The organism is Nitrospiria bacterium (assembly GCA_036397255.1).
Classification (GTDB): Bacteria; Nitrospirota; Nitrospiria; order DASWJH01; family DASWJH01; genus DASWJH01.
This window is the reverse complement of the sequence record DASWJH010000090.1, coordinates 22742-40277: the sequence shown is the minus strand read 5'-3', so window position 1 is coordinate 40277 and position 17536 is coordinate 22742. Positions and strand designations below refer to the sequence as shown.

At 43.0% G+C, this 17536-nt stretch carries 14 protein-coding genes; 1 reads left to right on the top strand and 13 read right to left on the bottom strand.

Features of this window, described 5'->3' with window-relative positions; all coding sequences use genetic code 11:
- The 12 genes from VGB26_12145 to VGB26_12090 all read right to left on the bottom strand — a co-directional run.
- A partial coding sequence (locus VGB26_12145; protein HEX9758526.1) for a hypothetical protein occupies positions 1-650 on the bottom strand: 650 nt, incomplete at its 3' end.
- 109 nt (positions 651-759) lie between these two features.
- Positions 760-1782, bottom strand: a complete 1023-nt coding sequence (locus tag VGB26_12140) for a DUF3187 family protein (protein HEX9758525.1) — start codon at positions 1780-1782, stop codon at positions 760-762.
- A gap of 27 nt (positions 1783-1809) precedes the next feature.
- Positions 1810-3033 carry a BamA/TamA family outer membrane protein gene (locus VGB26_12135; protein HEX9758524.1) on the bottom strand — a complete coding sequence of 408 codons (1224 nt, stop codon included), beginning with the start codon at positions 3031-3033 and terminating at the stop codon, positions 1810-1812.
- 25 nt (positions 3034-3058) lie between these two features.
- On the bottom strand, positions 3059-3880 hold the full coding sequence (locus VGB26_12130) for a hypothetical protein (protein HEX9758523.1): 822 nt from the start codon (positions 3878-3880) through the stop codon (positions 3059-3061).
- 9 nt (positions 3881-3889) lie between these two features.
- A complete protein-coding gene (gene shc / locus VGB26_12125) occupies positions 3890-5914 on the bottom strand; it encodes a squalene--hopene cyclase (GenBank protein HEX9758522.1) in 2025 nt (674 codons plus the stop codon).
- A 96-nt stretch (positions 5915-6010) separates the two neighbouring features.
- On the bottom strand, positions 6011-7009 hold the full coding sequence (hpnH, locus tag VGB26_12120) for an adenosyl-hopene transferase HpnH (protein ID HEX9758521.1): 999 nt from the start codon (positions 7007-7009) through the stop codon (positions 6011-6013).
- Between the two features lie 255 nt (positions 7010-7264).
- Positions 7265-8188 carry a carotenoid biosynthesis protein gene (locus VGB26_12115; GenBank protein ID HEX9758520.1) on the bottom strand — a complete coding sequence of 308 codons (924 nt, stop codon included), beginning with the start codon at positions 8186-8188 and terminating at the stop codon, positions 7265-7267.
- A gap of 7 nt (positions 8189-8195) precedes the next feature.
- Complete coding sequence (hpnA, locus tag VGB26_12110; protein ID HEX9758519.1) at positions 8196-9182, bottom strand: hopanoid-associated sugar epimerase; 987 nt, start codon at positions 9180-9182, stop codon at positions 8196-8198.
- A 2-nt stretch (positions 9183-9184) separates the two neighbouring features.
- On the bottom strand, positions 9185-10075 hold the full coding sequence (locus VGB26_12105; GenBank protein ID HEX9758518.1) for a farnesyl diphosphate synthase: 891 nt from the start codon (positions 10073-10075) through the stop codon (positions 9185-9187).
- Between the two features lie 159 nt (positions 10076-10234).
- A complete protein-coding gene (locus VGB26_12100) occupies positions 10235-10711 on the bottom strand; it encodes a DUF4149 domain-containing protein (GenBank protein HEX9758517.1) in 477 nt (158 codons plus the stop codon).
- Between the two features lie 101 nt (positions 10712-10812).
- On the bottom strand, positions 10813-11742 hold the full coding sequence (locus tag VGB26_12095; GenBank protein ID HEX9758516.1) for a DMT family transporter: 930 nt from the start codon (positions 11740-11742) through the stop codon (positions 10813-10815).
- 51 nt (positions 11743-11793) lie between these two features.
- Positions 11794-13779 carry an ATP-dependent helicase gene (locus VGB26_12090; protein HEX9758515.1) on the bottom strand — a complete coding sequence of 662 codons (1986 nt, stop codon included), beginning with the start codon at positions 13777-13779 and terminating at the stop codon, positions 11794-11796.
- A gap of 983 nt (positions 13780-14762) precedes the next feature.
- On the opposite strand from VGB26_12090, the gene mtnA reads away from it, so the two are divergent.
- Positions 14763-15806: an S-methyl-5-thioribose-1-phosphate isomerase gene (gene mtnA, locus VGB26_12085; protein HEX9758514.1), complete on the top strand. Its 1044-nt coding sequence runs from the start codon at positions 14763-14765 to the stop codon at positions 15804-15806.
- On the opposite strand, the gene VGB26_12080 is transcribed toward mtnA, so the two are convergent.
- Entirely contained in the window at positions 15807-17525 is a 1719-nt protein-coding gene (locus VGB26_12080; GenBank protein ID HEX9758513.1) for a proline--tRNA ligase, read from the bottom strand.
- Between the last annotated feature and the right edge of the window lie 11 nt (positions 17526-17536).

Below are 17536 nucleotides of genomic sequence, written 5' to 3'. Positions count from 1 at the left end.
TCGGCTTGAATGGCCATGGCATAGGCTTCATCATGATTACTGTTAAATCCTGTGCTCACCTTCCCGCTGCTTCCAAAGGTCCCATCTAAACTCCCATCCGTATCGTAACGGGCAAGCGCAAAATCATAAAAACCGTTCACCCCCGTTCGTCCGGCTACCACTATCTTACCGTCAGCCTGAATCAAATTGGAGAAAACCTCATCATGGCTTCCATCATTGTCATAACGCGCTAAACCAAAATCCAGATTTCCAAGTCCCGCACTCCCCGCTGCCAAAATCTTCCCATCGGGCTGTATCGCAACCGCATACGCAACATCGTTGCCCCCTGAAAAATCCGTGCTCACTTTTCCATCCAAACCAACCGGATCAAATGTCGTATCCAGGCTTCCATTACTGTTATAACGAACAAGAGCAAAATCCAGATTTCCAAGTCCCGCACTCCCCGCTACCAAAATCTTCCCATCGGGCTGTATCGCAACCGCATACGCAACATCGTTGCCTCCTGAAAAATCCGTGCTCACTTTTCCATCCAAACCAACCGGATCAAATGTCGTATCCAGATCCCCGGGAGCCCCTTGAACCAAGCCTTCAAAGGAAAGACAAAAAAAGATTAGAATAAACCCGAAAATTGTAAAACGTTGAAAAATCATTAAAAAATAGCACTCCTTTAAATTTTTTCAAATTAGCCAAATTTTCAAATGTTAAATGAAAATTCTGAAAAAATTATAACACAATTTAAACCCTTATACCTACACCTTTTCACCCCTCCCTTTCAAATTGGTAACCGAACGTTACAAAAAAAGAAAAGTCAGCGGAACTGCCATCTGGGAAGGGATCCGTAAAGTTTTCCGTTCCACCCATTTGAAACAGGAAATTCTCTCTGATCAGGTAGCTAATTCCAGCGGTAATTTCACCCACACCATCTTCCAGAATAGGGGAGTTTATCCCGTGAAAGGGGGTGGAAAAGTATTCAAACTGTGTCAAAATGGAAAAACGTGGAATTGGCCGATATTCCATGGCTAACATTCCGCTAAAAAAAGGGGCCAAATCGAGGCCCGTATCCATAAAATCACCCGTTGGGAATACACCGTTCACGTTGGAATACCATACCCACTTTTTTCCAAATCCCTTTTGGACGGCTAAACCCAACCCCACATCCGGGTCCCCGCTTCCAAAAGATTTTGCGGTATCTCCTGTTGGAACCTTTAAAGCCAATCGAAGGGCAACTGCAGGGCGTGTTTCTCCTTCCTTTATCGCCACCCATCGTGTGTTCAATATTAAATCCCCTAAACCCACATCATCTTCCTCCCCTTCAATAATTCTTTGTCCGTTTAAATCAATTCGGTAATCAAATTCATTGTTGATCAGCTTCACCCGACTAGGGTTTAAATGGGCAAAAGCATCTTCTACGCTTTCAATAAAAGAATTTAAAAATCCGTCAAACCGATAAAAAGCCGGAACTTCAACCCCAATCTGAAAACGATCCGTCAATCCGTAATTGACATTTAAAGAAAACCTTAAGGTTTCATGTTTGATGACCCCATTTACCTCTGGGGTTTCTTCTAACAAAATCGCGTTGGATTCCACAAATTCAGTTTTAATTTGCCACTGATTTTTTGAGAGTGTTTTGGCAGGGGTGGCGACCATATTCAGAAAATGATTGGCAACGGGGGCATAATTCCGTGCGGGGAGGGGGCCATGCCCCCATTCAGGGTCAAAAGCTTCCACCTGGCATGCTGAAAAAATAAAAATACTGAGGCCCATTAAAATCCAATGTTTCATAAAAGATCATTTCTCAATAAAATTGTACTAAAAAGGATACCCCAGACCCAAAAATAGGGTCATCCCTTCGGGCCCAAACCCCGCATCAAAACGCCCCACCACATTGGGTCTAACCAAGGCACGGATTCCAAAACCCGGATTCACCTGTAATTCATCCAAAAGATTATGAAATTTTCCAAAAACCCTTCCGATATCCACAAAAGTGGCAAGCTCCCAATCGGCCAAGACCCCAAAGAGTCTAAAACGAACCAAACGAAACCTTTCTTCAATACTTAAAAGATAATAATGGTCATCCACAAATCGTCCATCCCCAAAATTTCTCAAGGTATCATCTCCACCTAAAGTCGCCTTTTCATAAAAAGGCGTTTTACTTCCAGTGGTAAAAAAAACCGCCCCTCGAAGAACGGTAACAAAAAGACTATCCCTCATCGGGAACCATTTCCTCGCATCTAATCCCGTCCCATTAAAAAGATGGTCCCCATTGTCCGCATTGAAAACCTGGCCAACCTCCGTGTAAAATCTCACCAAGGAACCCAAAGAGGGGATATCGAGTTCATCCCGGGAATCAAACGCCAACACCAGTCGGTGGCCCAATACCAGCCCCCCTCCGGCCCCCGGAATGGATGGAAATTCGTCTTTGAAAAAAGGTTCATCGGGAACACTACCTCTTCCGATGGATATCCAGCGGAGACGTTCTCCAAAAGATAAACGGAAATGGTCAAAAAAATGGTGTCCCAGCAAAAAATCATAAGCAAACTCCCTTTGGGTAAAATTACTTTCGTTTTCATCCAAACTTTCTGCGGTAAAACCGAAAAAACGTCTTGTGGAATCCCGGAAGGCGGTCACCGATGAATAAAACAAAAGTTTTTCACCTAAAAACTTTGGTTTTGAATATTCAAAAAAAACCTTCTGATCAATTCCCGTAGAACTCGAAACAATGACCGCATAATCTTGATTATCTTCGCCGAAGTAAAAAAACCGAAATGCTGATTTGAGACCAATAAACTCATTATAAGTTAAAGAAGGGGCTAAGATGGCATACACATCATCATCCTCATCCTCGAAAAGAACGGTAACCAATGTTCCATATTCCACCCCATCATTTCGGGAAGTTGAAATAGCGGGAACGGGAATGATTTTTTTTTTAGCAAAGACAACGGTGGAAAAAAAACAAATGCCTAAATAAAGAAACAAAAAGCAAAGAAAACCAAATTTATAATTTAAATTCTTAAAATTTTTTAAAAAATCCACTCGTCCCCTTTATTTGCCCCTAGGGCTAAATCAGGTCCTCTTGAGTTTGAAGTAAACGAAAAACTAAACAGGTCAAGTTTTTTGAGGCCAATTGGGTTTGTTGCTTTAAACGGTAAAGCTCGAAGAAAGTCAAGGGATGGGAAAATAAATAAGGAACCCCAGACCAGAAGCGAAAAGACCCATCAGGATGGATGATACGGTCAAACTCCACTTCTAGATCCTCATCCAGAAGGTCAGAAATTCCCCGGAGCGCCAAAAAGGGGATCTGAAATCCTTTTGCCTTTTCACCTATGACAGCACTCTCCATATCAAGGGCCACGGCATGGGTTTGTTTGGCCAAAATTTTTTTATCCTGAGCCTTCTGAACCATATGGTCCAGGGTCAGGATTAACCCCGTATAAACATTAAACCCTTTTTCTTTTCCTAAGAAAGCTAAAGACCCCTTCGGATCCACCAAAGAATCCAATTCATGAAATGGATACCCAGATAAGGATTTAAAGGAAATAAAATGATTCTCAAGGACCCTGCCGATGAGGGTTCCATCGGGAGAGGATTGTGCCATGGCGACCGAAAGGATAATATCTCCAATAAGGATTTTTGATCGAAGAGCGCAGGCAAATCCAACGGAGAGAATCGCTTGGGGGGAAATTTTGGTGAGGACTTTTTCTGCCGCACTTCCGGCAGAAATAGGACCTATTCCAGTTTGAACCAAAAAGACTTCTCTTGAGCCGATAAAACCGGACCAGCCCATCAAACCGGGTATAGAAATTTTCCGGGGATTGTCAAGGGCACGACGAATGCCTCGGATTTCACGATCCAACGCACCTAAGATCGCAATCCGTTGCACGTATATTCCTCACCTTAACAAACGCAGAAATATTCCGGATTTTTTGTTTTCTTCTCGAACATCATCGGAAAGCAATTTTCCCCTCAACTTAAGGGACCGAAACTGGGCCAGAGCCCAAAGCGGGAAATATTTTGAATACATATGATATCGAAGGTAAAACACTTTGGGAAACCCCGTGCCTGTAAACTCCGCCTCATCCCATTTCCCTTGCTCACGCTGGTGTTTCAGGAGATAAAGAACCCCCTTTAAAACCTCTAAACTGTTTACTTCTCCGGCTTGAAGCAACCCCATCAATGCCCAGGCAGTTTGAGATGCCGTGCTGTTGCCAACCCCCGCCAAAGAAGGATTGGAATAGGATTCACAGGATTCCCCCCATCCTCCATCAGGATTTTGACACCGTTTTAACCAATCCACCGCCCTTCGGATAAAATCCTGGTTGAGGTCTTGACCAATGGTTTTTAAACCGCTAAGGACGGACCAGGTGCCATAAATATAATTGACTCCCCAACGGCCATACCATCCCCCCTCCTTTTCCTGCTCTTTTTTTAGAAAATGCAACGCTTTTTTAGCTGGAGGAAAATCTTCATCAAAACCCAAAAGCCCAAGAAACTCCAGTCCCCGCCCGGTTAAATCGGCCGTACTTGGATCCAAAAGGGCCCCATGATCCGCAAAAGGGATGTTATTTAGAATTTTTTTATTGTTATCTTTGTCAAAAGCCCCCCACCCGCCATCGCTTCCCTGCATTTTCAAAAACCACCGAATCCCTCGCACCATTTGTTTCCTTTTTTCTTCCTCATCGGGAAGGACACTTTTGCATAAAGCAACTAATACAACCGAGGTATCGTCATTGTCTGGGTAAAATTCGTTTTCGAATTGGAAATACCACCCCCCCGGTTCTGCTGCGGGAACTTTTACTTTCCAATCCCCAACGGATGACACCTGTTTGGATAGAAGCCACTGGGCGCCTTTTACAATACTGGGATGGTCCCGTGTTATACCCGCCTCCAAGAGTGCATTAATGGTTAAAGGTGTATCCCAGATAGGGGAAACGCAAGGTTGCAGATGCATTGAATTTTCCTGATTTATTTCTAAATCCTCAATTTCGCCTAGTGCTTTTTGAATTTGGGTGTGGTCAGGAGGGTTGCCCATTGCACGCAAGGCAACAATTGAATTGGCCATCGCTGGATATATAGCACCCAGCCCCCCTTCTCCCCGCATATGTTCCACCAGCCAATGATGAGCCTTTTGAACGGCCTTTTCCCTTAAAAACTTAAGGTGAAACCGATCCAAAACTTTCAAACAGGAATCAAGAGTTAAAAAAACATTTTTCCAGGAAATGATTCCGTAGTCCCGCTTCTTTTGCCCTTTTTTATCCCAATGACCTTCAGGGAAGAGTTCATCCAAATGGGCATTGGGGGAGACCACACAAAGCGGTTTCTTGGCATAAATAATTAAGAGGGGAACGATGACTGCACGTGACCAATAGGAAACTTCATACAAATTAAAATAAAACCGTTTGGATAAAAGAATAATTTCAGGAGGCAAAAAGGGAATGTCCCGCCAATCGTATTGTCCAAATAAAGCAAGGGAAATTTTTGTAAATACATTGACGTTAGGAACGCCCCCCATTTCCATGATCACTTCACGGGCTTTTTTCATAAAAGGTTCATGTCGGGAAACACCACAAAGCTTCAATGCAAAATAGGCCTTTACCGAAGCACTGATGTTACTGGGGGCACCATAATAAATACTCCACCCCCCTTCGGGAAGTTGGGTTTTCTTCAAATAGGTCATCGCTCGTTTTCGCCGGAGGGGATCCAAATTTCCCAAGAAAAATCGAAGCATCAGATACTCCGAAGTCAAGGTGGAATCGGCTTCTAACTCATCTACCCAAAAACCAAGGTCTTTATTTTGAACATTTAAAAGAAAACCGATCGACCGGTCAATGGCCTCATCCAAGGGGAGCCCATGGGGCTCTTGGGTAGTAGGTCGGGGTAGGGTAGCATCTTTGTCCAATAGGTTAGGACTTCTCACGACGGGTTTTTCCTCCTGCAATTCGACTCGAGTAATCCAATCAAATAAATCTTAACGGGCTATAAAAATTCAACATGTTTTAGGGATTTTTTTAGGTTAGCTAAGATTCCAGCGGATCATTTCCGCCATGTCTCGCCAATTTTGGCCTGTTTCACGAACCACGGTCGGTTCAACACTGCAATGCATCATGCAATTTCGGCAACGAGGGTCTTCCCTCTTCTCAAAGCGCTCCCAATCCGTCCCATCCAAAAGATCTGCCATACTCTTAAAATGCTGATCTGTAATTAAATAGCATGGGCCTTTCCACCCTTGAGGATTGACGGTAATATTTCCCCATGGGGTACAGTCGAAATGCCTTTCCCCGGTAAGGAACTTTAAATAAAGAGGCGTATTATAAAACCGAAATTTTTTGGAGAGTTGATAAATAGCTTTAAATTTCTCATGGATTTCTTCCCGGGTCATAAAAATATCGTCTTGTACGGCTTCATAATGATACCCCGGACTGACCAAAAAACCATCCACTCCAGCGGAATACAATTCTTCGAACATCTGTTCAATTTCTTTGACATCCGTTTCTTTATAAACCGTGGTATTGGTGACCACCCTGAAACCCTTTTCTTTTGCAAGACGGATCATGCGAAGATCGAGCTTGTATAACCCTTTCCGACCTCGGGTGAGATCGTGGGTTTTCTCTAAACCATCCATTGAAACATTGATGGTGAAATAGGGGCTCTTTGGAAAATGAGGAAGATGCTTATCAAGATTGATTGCGTTGGTGCAAAGATAAAGGTGACGTTTTCGTTTCACAATTCCATTTACCAAGGCATCGATATGGGGATATATCAAGGGCTCCCCTCCACAAACGGATACCACTGGGGCTTCCGATTCATCCACCACTTCAAGGCACCTTTCTAACGGCATGGAATCCTGAATGGTCTCTTTATATTCCCTAATTCGACCACATCCGTCACAGGCAAGGTTACACAGGTGAAGGGGCTCAAGCATGAGTACAATTGGGAAACGTTTTTTCCCTTTTATTTTGTTTTTCATTAGGTACTTGGTTAAGGAAAACGTTAATTGAATCGGGAATCTCATTTGAAATCCCTTTCCCCTCGATTAGGAAAAAAAAGGTTTGAATTTTCCGAATACCATTGAGCCTTTTCCAAACGCGAAGGCCATTTATACCAGATAACCTGGTCGGTGTCAATTGATAATTTAAAGTTTTTTCAATGAAAACCGAACTCTAGAAAACTTTTTTTGAGATCCCCACCCAACCAACCCTTCGGGCCCTAAGGTAAGATTTCCTATCTTTTTAAATTTGTTTTTCATGGGTTTAAAATCCACCACCCCTTATCCCTTACTTTTCGAAGGTCCAGATTTTAATCCCTCCGATTGAAAAGGAAAAACTTGCTGATGCAAGAGAAAACCAGGTGTATTAGAACCCTTTGGGTCTTTTCCCTTTTCCAAAGGTCTCCAAAGAGGTGTCATTTTTGAAAACTGGAGGAGTTCACCCATTCGAAAAAGAAAAAATAATAATATAGGAAAATGGATAAAAATTCCAACCACCCCAAGGAGGCTCTCCTCAATCCAAAACGTCATGGAGAGGTTAAATATCAAAATAATGTAATAAAGAATGGGACCCAAAACTAATCGACGAAGGGGAACCTCCCATACCTGGCCTCTCGGGGTGCTCTTTTGATCATATAACTGGAACAGAAAAAGACTCGTGCTTCCGACGAAAGCCCATCCCAGAAAATTGGAAAGAGGAACCCCAAAATACACCCCTTCCGAAGCATACCCGAAAATCTTACCCAAGAACCACCGATCGCCACGGAGTGCCAACGGATCGATGACCACATCTAAAAATACAAACAAAAGAACCGCAAGCCCCAGTACCCTCCATGAATGTCTGCTTCCATCTTCATCGCTTAGAATTCCCTTTTTTTGGAAAGAGACTTTCAGAAAAAAGAAAAGAGAAAAGGTATAACTAACAAAAGCTAAAAAAGTAAAAGAAAGGGAATCCATAAAGGGAACATTAGAAACCCAAATTTCACGGTCCCTCGTAGATTCAATATAAAAATAATCCCCAAATGGAAAACCGATACGGGTAGAACTATATTCGGACAAGAATGCAATGACCCAGGTCATTCCAAGGAGAACAAACGTTTTTTTCGCACCAAGGGTTAGGACACCCGCTAAGATAAAAAAAATAAGAAATATAAAAACATAAGGACGATATAGGACAGTTGAAAAAAGCAGGAGAAAAAAATCCATTTTCTATTTAGATATACCCGTTATTTTGGAACCAATCTACCGCCCTCCGCAGGGCATCCTCTACAGAACGCTGAGGAAAACCCAACTCACGAACGGCCTTTGAGGAATCAAAAAACATACTCCTCTTTGCCATTTTAACGCCCTCAAGGGGAATTCGGGGAGCCCGATGAGTAATATAATTTGAGAGTCCAGTATTCAAATAAGCCATTGGAAGAACAATCTTATAAGGAATTTTGAGGGATGGGGCTTTTCCCCCGGTAATCCCCGATAACAATTCTAGAACCTCCTTCAGCATCATATTTTTATTCCCCAAAATATATCGTTCCCCAATCCGGCCTTTCTCCGCTGCCAAAAGATGACCCTCTGCAACATCCTCAACATCAACCAGGTTTAATCCAGTTTCCATAAAAGCCCACATTCTTCCCTTTAAAAAATCAACCACAATTTGTCCGGTGGGCGTAGGTTTCACATCCCGAGGACCAATGGGGGCACTGGGATTCACCACCACAGCGGGCAATCCTTTTTCCACCAAACCTAAAACCTCTTTTTCGGCCATATATTTTGAGCGTTTATAATGCCCAAACACATCATCCCATTCCAATGGAGTGGATTCATTCCCCCATCCACCGTCAATAGGAATTCCCACCGCTCCTACAGTACTGGTATAAACCACCCGTTCAATGCCCTCTTCCATTGCCGCTTCCATCAGATGCCGAGTTCCCGTCACATTGGTTTTATACATTTCTGATGGTTTCGGAAGCCAAAGACTGTACAATGCGGCAACATGAAAAAGGCGGCGGCACCCTTTTAGTGCCGATCGCATAGAGGTGAAATCTTGTAAATCACCCGGAGCAATCTCAACCCTCAACCCTTCCAGGTTTTGAACGTCACTGCCAGGGCGCACGAAAACCCTGACCTCATCCCCGGATCGAAGGAGTGCCCGAACCACAGCGGATCCAATAAACCCATTTGCCCCCGTCACTAAGGTTTTCATTCCTAATGCTTCCGGTGAACAATAAAAGAGGCCAGTTCCCTCAACGGCTTGGCCGATTCCCCCAGGGAATCCAAATTTTTAATTCCCATATCCATTAATTCTTGGGCTTTTTGTCGAGCGGGCTCCCGCCCTAAAAAAGCAGGGTAGGTGATTTTTCCTTTTTTTTCATCTCCTTTGGTATTCTTTCCGAGAGCTTCTTTGGTCCCTTCAATGTCTAAAAGATCATCCGCAATTTGGAATGCCAAACCAACACACTCTCCATAACGGGTCAAACCCAAAAGGTTTTCTTTATTGGCTTTTCCAATGACCCCTCCGACCCGCAAAGCGGCCCGAATCAAGGCGCCTGTTTTATGGGTATGAATATATTCCAGTGTTCCAAAATCCACATGGGTACCCTCAGAAAGGATATCCACTACCTGTCCTCCAATCATTCCAAAATTTCCCGCCCCAAAGCAAATTTCTCGGCTGGCTTGTAAAACCAATTGGGGTTCAATCTCTTTTAAAATACGTTCCTCCGTCATCAGAGAAAAGGCCAAGGTTAAAAGGGCATCCCCCGATAATACGGCCATGGCCTCCCCAAAGACCTTATGGTTGGTGGGTTTTCCTCTCCTAAAATCATCATTGTCCATGGCGGGAAGATCATCGTGAACCAACGAATAGGTGTGGATTAGTTCAAGAGCAGAAGCAAATGGAAGGATGACATCAGACCCTCCACCTACCGCCTCAAACGCAGCAATAGCCAGTATGGGACGAATGCGCTTTCCCCCCGCAAATAAACTATAGCGGATGGCTTTATGGAGAACCTGGGGATAGGTATTTTCGGAGGGAACAACCTGCTCCAAATACTCATCTACCCTTTTTTTCTTCTGTTCTAAATAGGCCTGAAGGTCCATCGGGTCCTCTTTTGAAAAATGAAACCGGTTGAAAAGTTTTTTCTGTTCTAAACTTTTCACACGGGGAAAATTAAAAGGGGGTTGGGAGATAGAAAAGGGTAACAAATGGCTTCTACCAAGTCAAACCAAAGCCCAGAAAAAGTTAGATACCAACGGTGTTTAGGACCGAATTCGAAATCCAGCCTCCAAGAGAAGCCCCAGACCCACTAATAATACACTCCCGTTTAAGAAAACTGCTTTTTTGTGAATTTGATTAAACTGTTCTTTCAGTTCCTGGGAAAGAACCCCCTTAGCTTTTTGTTGATTAATTTGATCCCGAATTTTAGACGCTTGTGGCCCCGCAACCAGTCCGGAATATAGGTTCAACGCCAAAACCACCCCAATGGATGTTAAACGAATGACCGGCCATTTTCGCTCAAGAAAGCCGAGAAAAATCAAACACCCGGCAGCTAAAAAACCACAGGCAATCTTCAGCATGTGGTAACCGGGAAAAATGGTGTTCATGATATTTCCCGCTTCCTCATTGGAAAAGTTTTGAAATACAATTGGGGCAACAAAAAAAGATAAAAAAGCAATCCCCCCCAGCATAAAAGAAAGGGAAATAAGGTAAATGGCCCATAAAATTTTAGAAATCATTTTTTCTCCAAAAAGGGTAAAAGCAAATCCGATCCATCAAGGTAAGACATCTTACTCATTTTGAATATCCACCCCATGTCCCTTGGGGAAAACATCATCGGTTATGATCCTTTTGAGATGGATAATAGAAAAACACCGAACAAGGTTAACCAAACCCCTACCTGTTGAATAAAACCCAGTTTCTCTCCCAAATAAAAACGGGCTAATAATACGGTAACAAGGGTTAAGAGGCTAGCCGCGGGTGAGACCAAAGAGACCATTGTCGTTCCAATTCCCTTATTAAAAGCAACAAAACCTGTTGCATCCAAAACCCCTATGAGGGAAAGGGTTCCCATTTGGGAAACGGGAAGAAAACCCAATTCTCTTTGAATCCACAAAAGCCCGCCAATGACAAGAATCCCCAAAGACCTGGCAATCAATATGGGAAGAATTGGCCCTAAATCCTCTGTTACAAATTTCATTAGAAAATAACAGGACCCAAAAAAAAGAACAGAACAAGCCGCAGGAAAAACCCCAAGTCTTTTGTTCTCTTGGGAAATATTCTTTTCACTTTTTTTATTCTCTTGGCCAAAAACCCGAGGGAAACGTCTAAAAGCCACCAGCATCACACCCCCAATGGTTAAAAAAATACCGATTTTTTGCCACAATTGGGGGGCCTCTCCCAAAATGAAAAGGGAAAGAGAAACGGTGACCACGGCCCACCCCGCAGAAATGGTGGCCACAACAGAAAGCGATCCAACTTTAAACCCATGATATATTGATAAGAATCCCAAGAGACTCAAAACCGACGCAAGAAGTGAAACCGAGATTTTTTCAATGGACCAACGAAGGGTTTTTGGGTCATCCAAAATAAAAAATAAACTTAGAAATAATGAACCTACCAAGAAGGAATAAAACAGGGTTTTTCTTAAACCAATTTGATCAATCATCCGTTTTGCAAGGAAATTACTCCAACCCCAGCTGAGAGCAGTCACCAGACCAAACCCGATCCCCATCAAAACGGATGATTGAACCCAGCTTAGGTCACTCATTGATGGGAGATGCCACTATTAGGGGTTTCATGCAAAAAGATAAAACCAGATTTAACTTTCTTCATCTAAAATCCATTGATCTAAAAAATCTTTGGGTATTTCATCAATGAAACAGGAGGGTTTCGATAGTAAAGCTCCGGTGATTTTATCGTAAATGTTGATGGGGTAGGTTAAAAATAATTGGGATTTCGCCCGGGTGCTCGCAACATAAAGCAACCGCCTCTCTTCCTCCAATTCCTCTTCGGTTAAGAAGGAATAGTGGGAAGGAAACCTTCCATCCAGCAACCAGATTATAAAAACGGTGTTCCATTCTAAACCTTTTGCCGAATGGATCGTAGATAGGATGAACCGCTCCTGATCGGGGTTGTCCGGCTCAATCCCCGCCACGGGTCCTTCAGGAAGCTCCAAAGTCATATCGGTTAAAAATTCCAACAAATTTCCATATTTTTCAGCCATGGCGTAAAGATGTTCGAGATCCTTCATCCGCTTAGGATAATTATCATGGTGTTGCTTCAAAATGGGAAGATAATACGCAAAAAGAGGACCCAACAACTCCCCGGGTGTCATCGGGTTAACTGAAACCTCTTGAAACATTTGCAGCAGCACCCTTAACTGAGAGGCTATACCCATTTCTTCCGAAACGTTCCTTAAATACTCGGGAATTTCCATTGGGCTTAAACTTAGGGAAACTTTTGAAATGTTTTTTTGGCATTTCTTTGGACCTATTCCCTCCACCAAGAGAAGGAGCCGGTTCCAACTAACTGAATCTTTCGGATTGGCCAAAACCCTTAGGTGGGCTAGAAGATCTTTTACGTGCTGGCTTTCCAATAATTTAAACCCCCCGCGTTTTTCAAAAGGAATATTGGAGCGGAGTAATTCAATTTCCAAATCAAAGGAATGGTAACTGGAGCGGAAAAGAACAGCCATCTCATGGAGGGGGACCCCTTCTTCACGGAGTTCTAGCACTTTTTGGCAAATAAATCGGGATTGGTCCTTTTCGGTTGGAGCCTGAATTAAAACAGGAAGCGCCCCCCCCACCTTTTGGGTCCAAAGCTCCTTAGAATATCGCTCAGAGGCTTGCCGGTTGATTTGATTGGTTAAATCGAGAATTGGCTGGGAACTTCGATAGTTCTCATCCAATGTCAATATTTGGGCATCCGGAAATTGTTTTGGAAAATCCATAATATTTCGAAAACAGGCTCCCCGAAACGAATAGATACTTTGGGAATCATCCCCCACCACCATGACATTTCGATGGCCCTCCCCCAGCAAAAAAATAATATCTCCCTGTATTCGATTAGTATCTTGGTACTCATCCACCATTATATACTGATATCGGGACCACAAATGTTTTCTTGTAAATTCGTCTTGCACCAATAAATTTTTAAACTGAATCAACAAATCATCATAATCCAAAAGCATGTTTTTTTGTTTATAAAGGGAAAACTCCTGGTAGAGAACCTCCAACTCCCCGCAATAGTCTAAAAACTGATCATATCCTGTGGCCAATACCTCTTCCACTGTAATCATTTTATTCACAGTTTTACTGAAAATGTCGCATATTGTTTTTTTCCTTGGAAATCGTTTACTCTTTTCGTGAAATCCGCCTTGGTTCCTCAATAATTGAATCGCATCTTCTGAATCCGAGCGATCCATAATGACAAAATTTTGGTCAATCCCCACTCGGGTTCCATATTGCCTTAACAATTGATTCGCCACCGAATGAAAGGTTCCCCCCTGAACTCGCTCGCATCTGGAATCTAACAATAAACTCGCCCGCTGCAGCATTTCTTGGGCCGCGCGCCGCGTAAAGGTAAGGAGAAGAATGCATTCTGGTGAAATACCGGTTTCGATCAACCGGGCAACCCTGAAAACCAAAGTCCGAGTCTTGCCGCTTCCTGCACCAGCAATAACCAATACAGGGCCTTGAAGTGTATTCACGACCCCATATTGGGCTTTATTTAATTCCGACTGATAATGAATGATGGGTCTAGGATTGATTCCGTCTTCTTTTCTTCTTAAGGTGTAGCGTTTCATCCTATTTTCTTCCCTTGTTAAATTTGGGCTAAAAAAAGGGTTAACCATCTCCCTAAACAATTGAAATGGCCTGTATATAACACAGGTTATTCTGATTCGCAATGAAAACCCTTCCCGGGTTGACTTCCCTTCATTTCAATCATTTAAAGATTTCCGGATTTAAAAAAATGGAAACATTTTTGGCCAAAGGGGGATTGGGGTCCAATTTCGAAAACTTTTTAACATTAAATCTTAATCAGAAAAGCAAAATTTGAATCTAACCATGACGTTTTGTGGCTTTTTTGCAACATTTTTATTCCTAACTTCCCTCCTTCCCCAGGAAACACCATTTTTAGAATAACCATGATAATTCAGTTAGTTATGAATTTAAGCTTTCTATGGCATCCCTACCCTTATAAAGACTTAAATCAAAAAACTATTTATAATTCAATCAGTTATAATTTTTTCCGATCTTTTGAAAAAATTATAGAGGGGGTATTGAAAAAACACCGCTTCTATGCTAATATGACTTTATTTTTAACGGTGGAAAAAATTTTACCTCAAAAAACAGAGATCACTGAAACCCCAATCCAACGGTTTAATGCATTTCCTTCAATATTCAATGAATTTAAATTATCTGCCTCTGCAAGGGCAAAAGGGGGTTATCATTTATGAAAAAAGCACGATCGCAAGGGCTTGCAACCAAGAAAAAGCCTAGGACATTAACAGCCTCTCGAATCAATAAGCTCAAAAAGGGGAAAAAGGTTAAGAAAGTCCGGAGTAAGGGTAAAGCGGTGAACCGTGAAAAAAACCCTGAAATGCAAAGAGAATTATGGAAAAAACAGCGAAGGGACTATTGGAAAAGACGTTTTAGAAGACTTGTCGCGAATTAATGTTCCTTCTACACCCCCAAATTACAACCTTCCATCCCTATATATGCTCCTCTCCCATATGTAGGTTGATCCGTTTTCCAATTCTTATTACTTCTTGTCGATGGGAAACCCATGATACCCACCATTGAATGGAAAAAGGGTAAGGTTTATATTTTGAACCAAACCCTCCTTCCCAAAAAGGTATGTTATGTACCCTGTAATGACTACAAAAAGGTGGCCCAAGGAATTCGGGAGCTTTGGATTCGGGGAGCTCCTGCCATTGGGATTGCAGCAGCCATGGGGATTGCCTTGGGGGCCCAGGGTATTAAAGAAAAGGATTTTTCAAGATTCCACAAAAAACTTCAGGTCATTTGTAACCACCTCTTGGCCACCCGTCCCACAGCCGTTAACCTTGCTTGGGCCGTTCACCGGATGAGACAAACCGCTGAGCGGAACCAAGACCAAAGCGTTGAAACGGTGAAAAAAATTTTAATAGAAGAATCTCAGCGAATCCTATTAGAGGATATTCAAACCAATAAAACACTGGGTAAACTCGGATCCGATTTAATTGGAAACGGACAAACCATTCTCACGCATTGTAATGCTGGATCTTTGGCAACCGGAGGTTATGGAACGGCTCTGGGTGTAATTCGAGCCGCGAAGGAATCCGGGAAAAAAGTTCACGTTTTTGCGGATGAAACTCGTCCTGTATTACAGGGTTCCCGCCTCACGGCCTGGGAACTCAAACAGGACAAAATTCCGGTGACCCTCATCACGGATAACATGGCTGGATATTTTATGGGAAAAGGTCTTATTTCACTTTGTATTGTCGGAGCGGATCGGATTGCAGCCAATGGGGATGTAGCCAACAAAATTGGCACTTACAGCGTGGCCATCCTGGCCCATGAACATCAAATTCCATTTTATGTTGCGGCCCCAACATCAACTATTGATTTTTCCATGCCCACTGGGGAGAAAATACCAATTGAAGAAAGGAGCCCTATGGAAGTGAGTCATGTGGTGGGAAAAGTCAATGTGGCTCCTTCTGGAATTTTAATTGCTAACCCCGCTTTTGATGTAACCCCGGCCAGATATATTACAGGAATTATCACCGAGAAGGGAATATTCAAACCCCAAAACCTCAAAAAACTCAAAAAGACCCTTTTATCATCCTAATTATTCTTTTGCCTCTCCTTTTCCGAATAAATCTTTAACAATATCGATTATTTCTTCCGCCGTAACTTTCTTTATCTCGCCATCCCTACGGCGCCTTAATTCGACAAACCCCTGCTCGAGGTTTTTCTCACCGACAATCACTTGGAAAGGGGCTCCCAATAAATCTGCATCATTAAATTTTACCCCTGGTCTCTCTCCCCGATCATCAATTAACACATCCAGCCCTGCCTTAATTAAAGAACTATAAATAAGCTCCGCAGTGATCATCACTCTTTCCGCCTTATCATTCACTGGAATCACATGAATTTGAAATGGAGCTAGAGGCTCGGGCCAAATAATTCCTTTCTTATCGTGATTCTGTTCAATGGCCGCTGCCAGGGTTCTACCGATTCCAATTCCATAACAACCCATCACAAAGGGTTTATCTTTTCCGTTTTGATCCTGGAATGTGGCTCCCATGGATTGACTATATTTTTCACCCAAAAGAAAAACATGCCCCACTTCAATCCCCCTATATAGGGTCAAAACACCCCCACAGCGAGAGCAAGGATCTCCATTTTGGACGTTTCGGATATCTCCAAATTCATGCCCCTCCACATCACGATTCCAATTGGCATTAATAAAATGATAATCCACTTCATTGGCGCCCACAATAAAATTCAACATGTTTTGTACCGCAAAATCTGCAACCAACCGAGTTCCCTTCAAATGGATGGGACCTGAAAAACCAGAAGGGGCCCCGGTAACCTTTCGAACCCATTCCGAATCTCCCAGAACCAGATTTGTGCAACCGGTAAGCTTTTTGAGTTTAACTTCATTGACCTCATGATCCCCTCGAACTAAAACCGCAAGGGGTTTATCCTCACTACGGTAGAGCAGCGTTTTAACAAGGTTTTTTGTGGGTATCCCAAGAAAAGACGATACCTCCTGGACAGATTTTTTCCCAGGGGTTTTTTTCTTTTCCAAGGGCTTCAATTCTTCATGAATTCCCGATTCCAGACTTCCAGACTGGGCCTTTTCAACATTGGCGGTATAGGAACATTGGTCGCAACTGGCAATTCCCTCCTCTCCCGTTTGAGCCAAGACCATAAACTCATGGGAAGTATCTCCTCCAATCAAACCGGTATCCGCCTCCACGGCCCTGAACTCCAGACCGCACCGAGAAAAGATTTTATGGTAAACCTCAACCATCACTTCATAACTCAAACGTGCTCCCTGGTCATCGGCATCGAAACTATATCCGTCTTTCATAATAAATTCCCGGCCCCTCATCAAACCAAACCGAGGCCGGATTTCATCTCGAAATTTTAATTGGATTTGAAATAAATTGAGAGGAAGCTGACGGTAAGAGCGAACCTCACGCCGAATAAGATCTGTAATGACTTCTTCATGGGTAGGTCCCAAACAAAATTCCCGATTATGCCGGTCTTGAAGGCGCAACAACTCCTTGCCATATTCCTCCCATCGCCCACTCTCCCTCCAAAGTTCGGCAGGCTGGACCAAGGGAAGCAAAACCTCCTGGGCCCCCGCTTTTACCAATTCTTCTCGGATAATTTTTTGAATTTTCTGAAGGGCAAGAAAACCGAAGGGAAGAAAGCTATAAATCCCCGAAGCAACTTTTCGAATCATTCCCGCCCGGACCATCAATCGATGGCTAATGACCTCCGCTTCTCCAGGATCCTGTCTTAAGGTTGGAATGAATAACCGAGAGAAACGCAAATTAAATCCTC

Coding starts and splice junctions, on each gene's coding strand:
- VGB26_12140 (HEX9758525.1), bottom strand. CDS start 1,782: ATGAAACATTGGATTTTAATGGGCCTCAGTATTTTTATTTTTTCAGCA.
- hpnH (HEX9758521.1), bottom strand. CDS start 7,009: ATGAGATTCCCGATTCAATTAACGTTTTCCTTAACCAAGTACCTAATG.
- VGB26_12115 (HEX9758520.1), bottom strand. CDS start 8,188: ATGGATTTTTTTCTCCTGCTTTTTTCAACTGTCCTATATCGTCCTTAT.
- hpnA (HEX9758519.1), bottom strand. CDS start 9,182: ATGAAAACCTTAGTGACGGGGGCAAATGGGTTTATTGGATCCGCTGTG.
- VGB26_12105 (HEX9758518.1), bottom strand. CDS start 10,075: ATGGACCTTCAGGCCTATTTAGAACAGAAGAAAAAAAGGGTAGATGAG.
- VGB26_12100 (HEX9758517.1), bottom strand. CDS start 10,711: ATGATTTCTAAAATTTTATGGGCCATTTACCTTATTTCCCTTTCTTTT.
- VGB26_12095 (HEX9758516.1), bottom strand. CDS start 11,742: ATGAGTGACCTAAGCTGGGTTCAATCATCCGTTTTGATGGGGATCGGG.
- VGB26_12090 (HEX9758515.1), bottom strand. CDS start 13,779: ATGAAACGCTACACCTTAAGAAGAAAAGAAGACGGAATCAATCCTAGA.
- mtnA (HEX9758514.1), top strand. CDS start 14,763: ATGATACCCACCATTGAATGGAAAAAGGGTAAGGTTTATATTTTGAAC.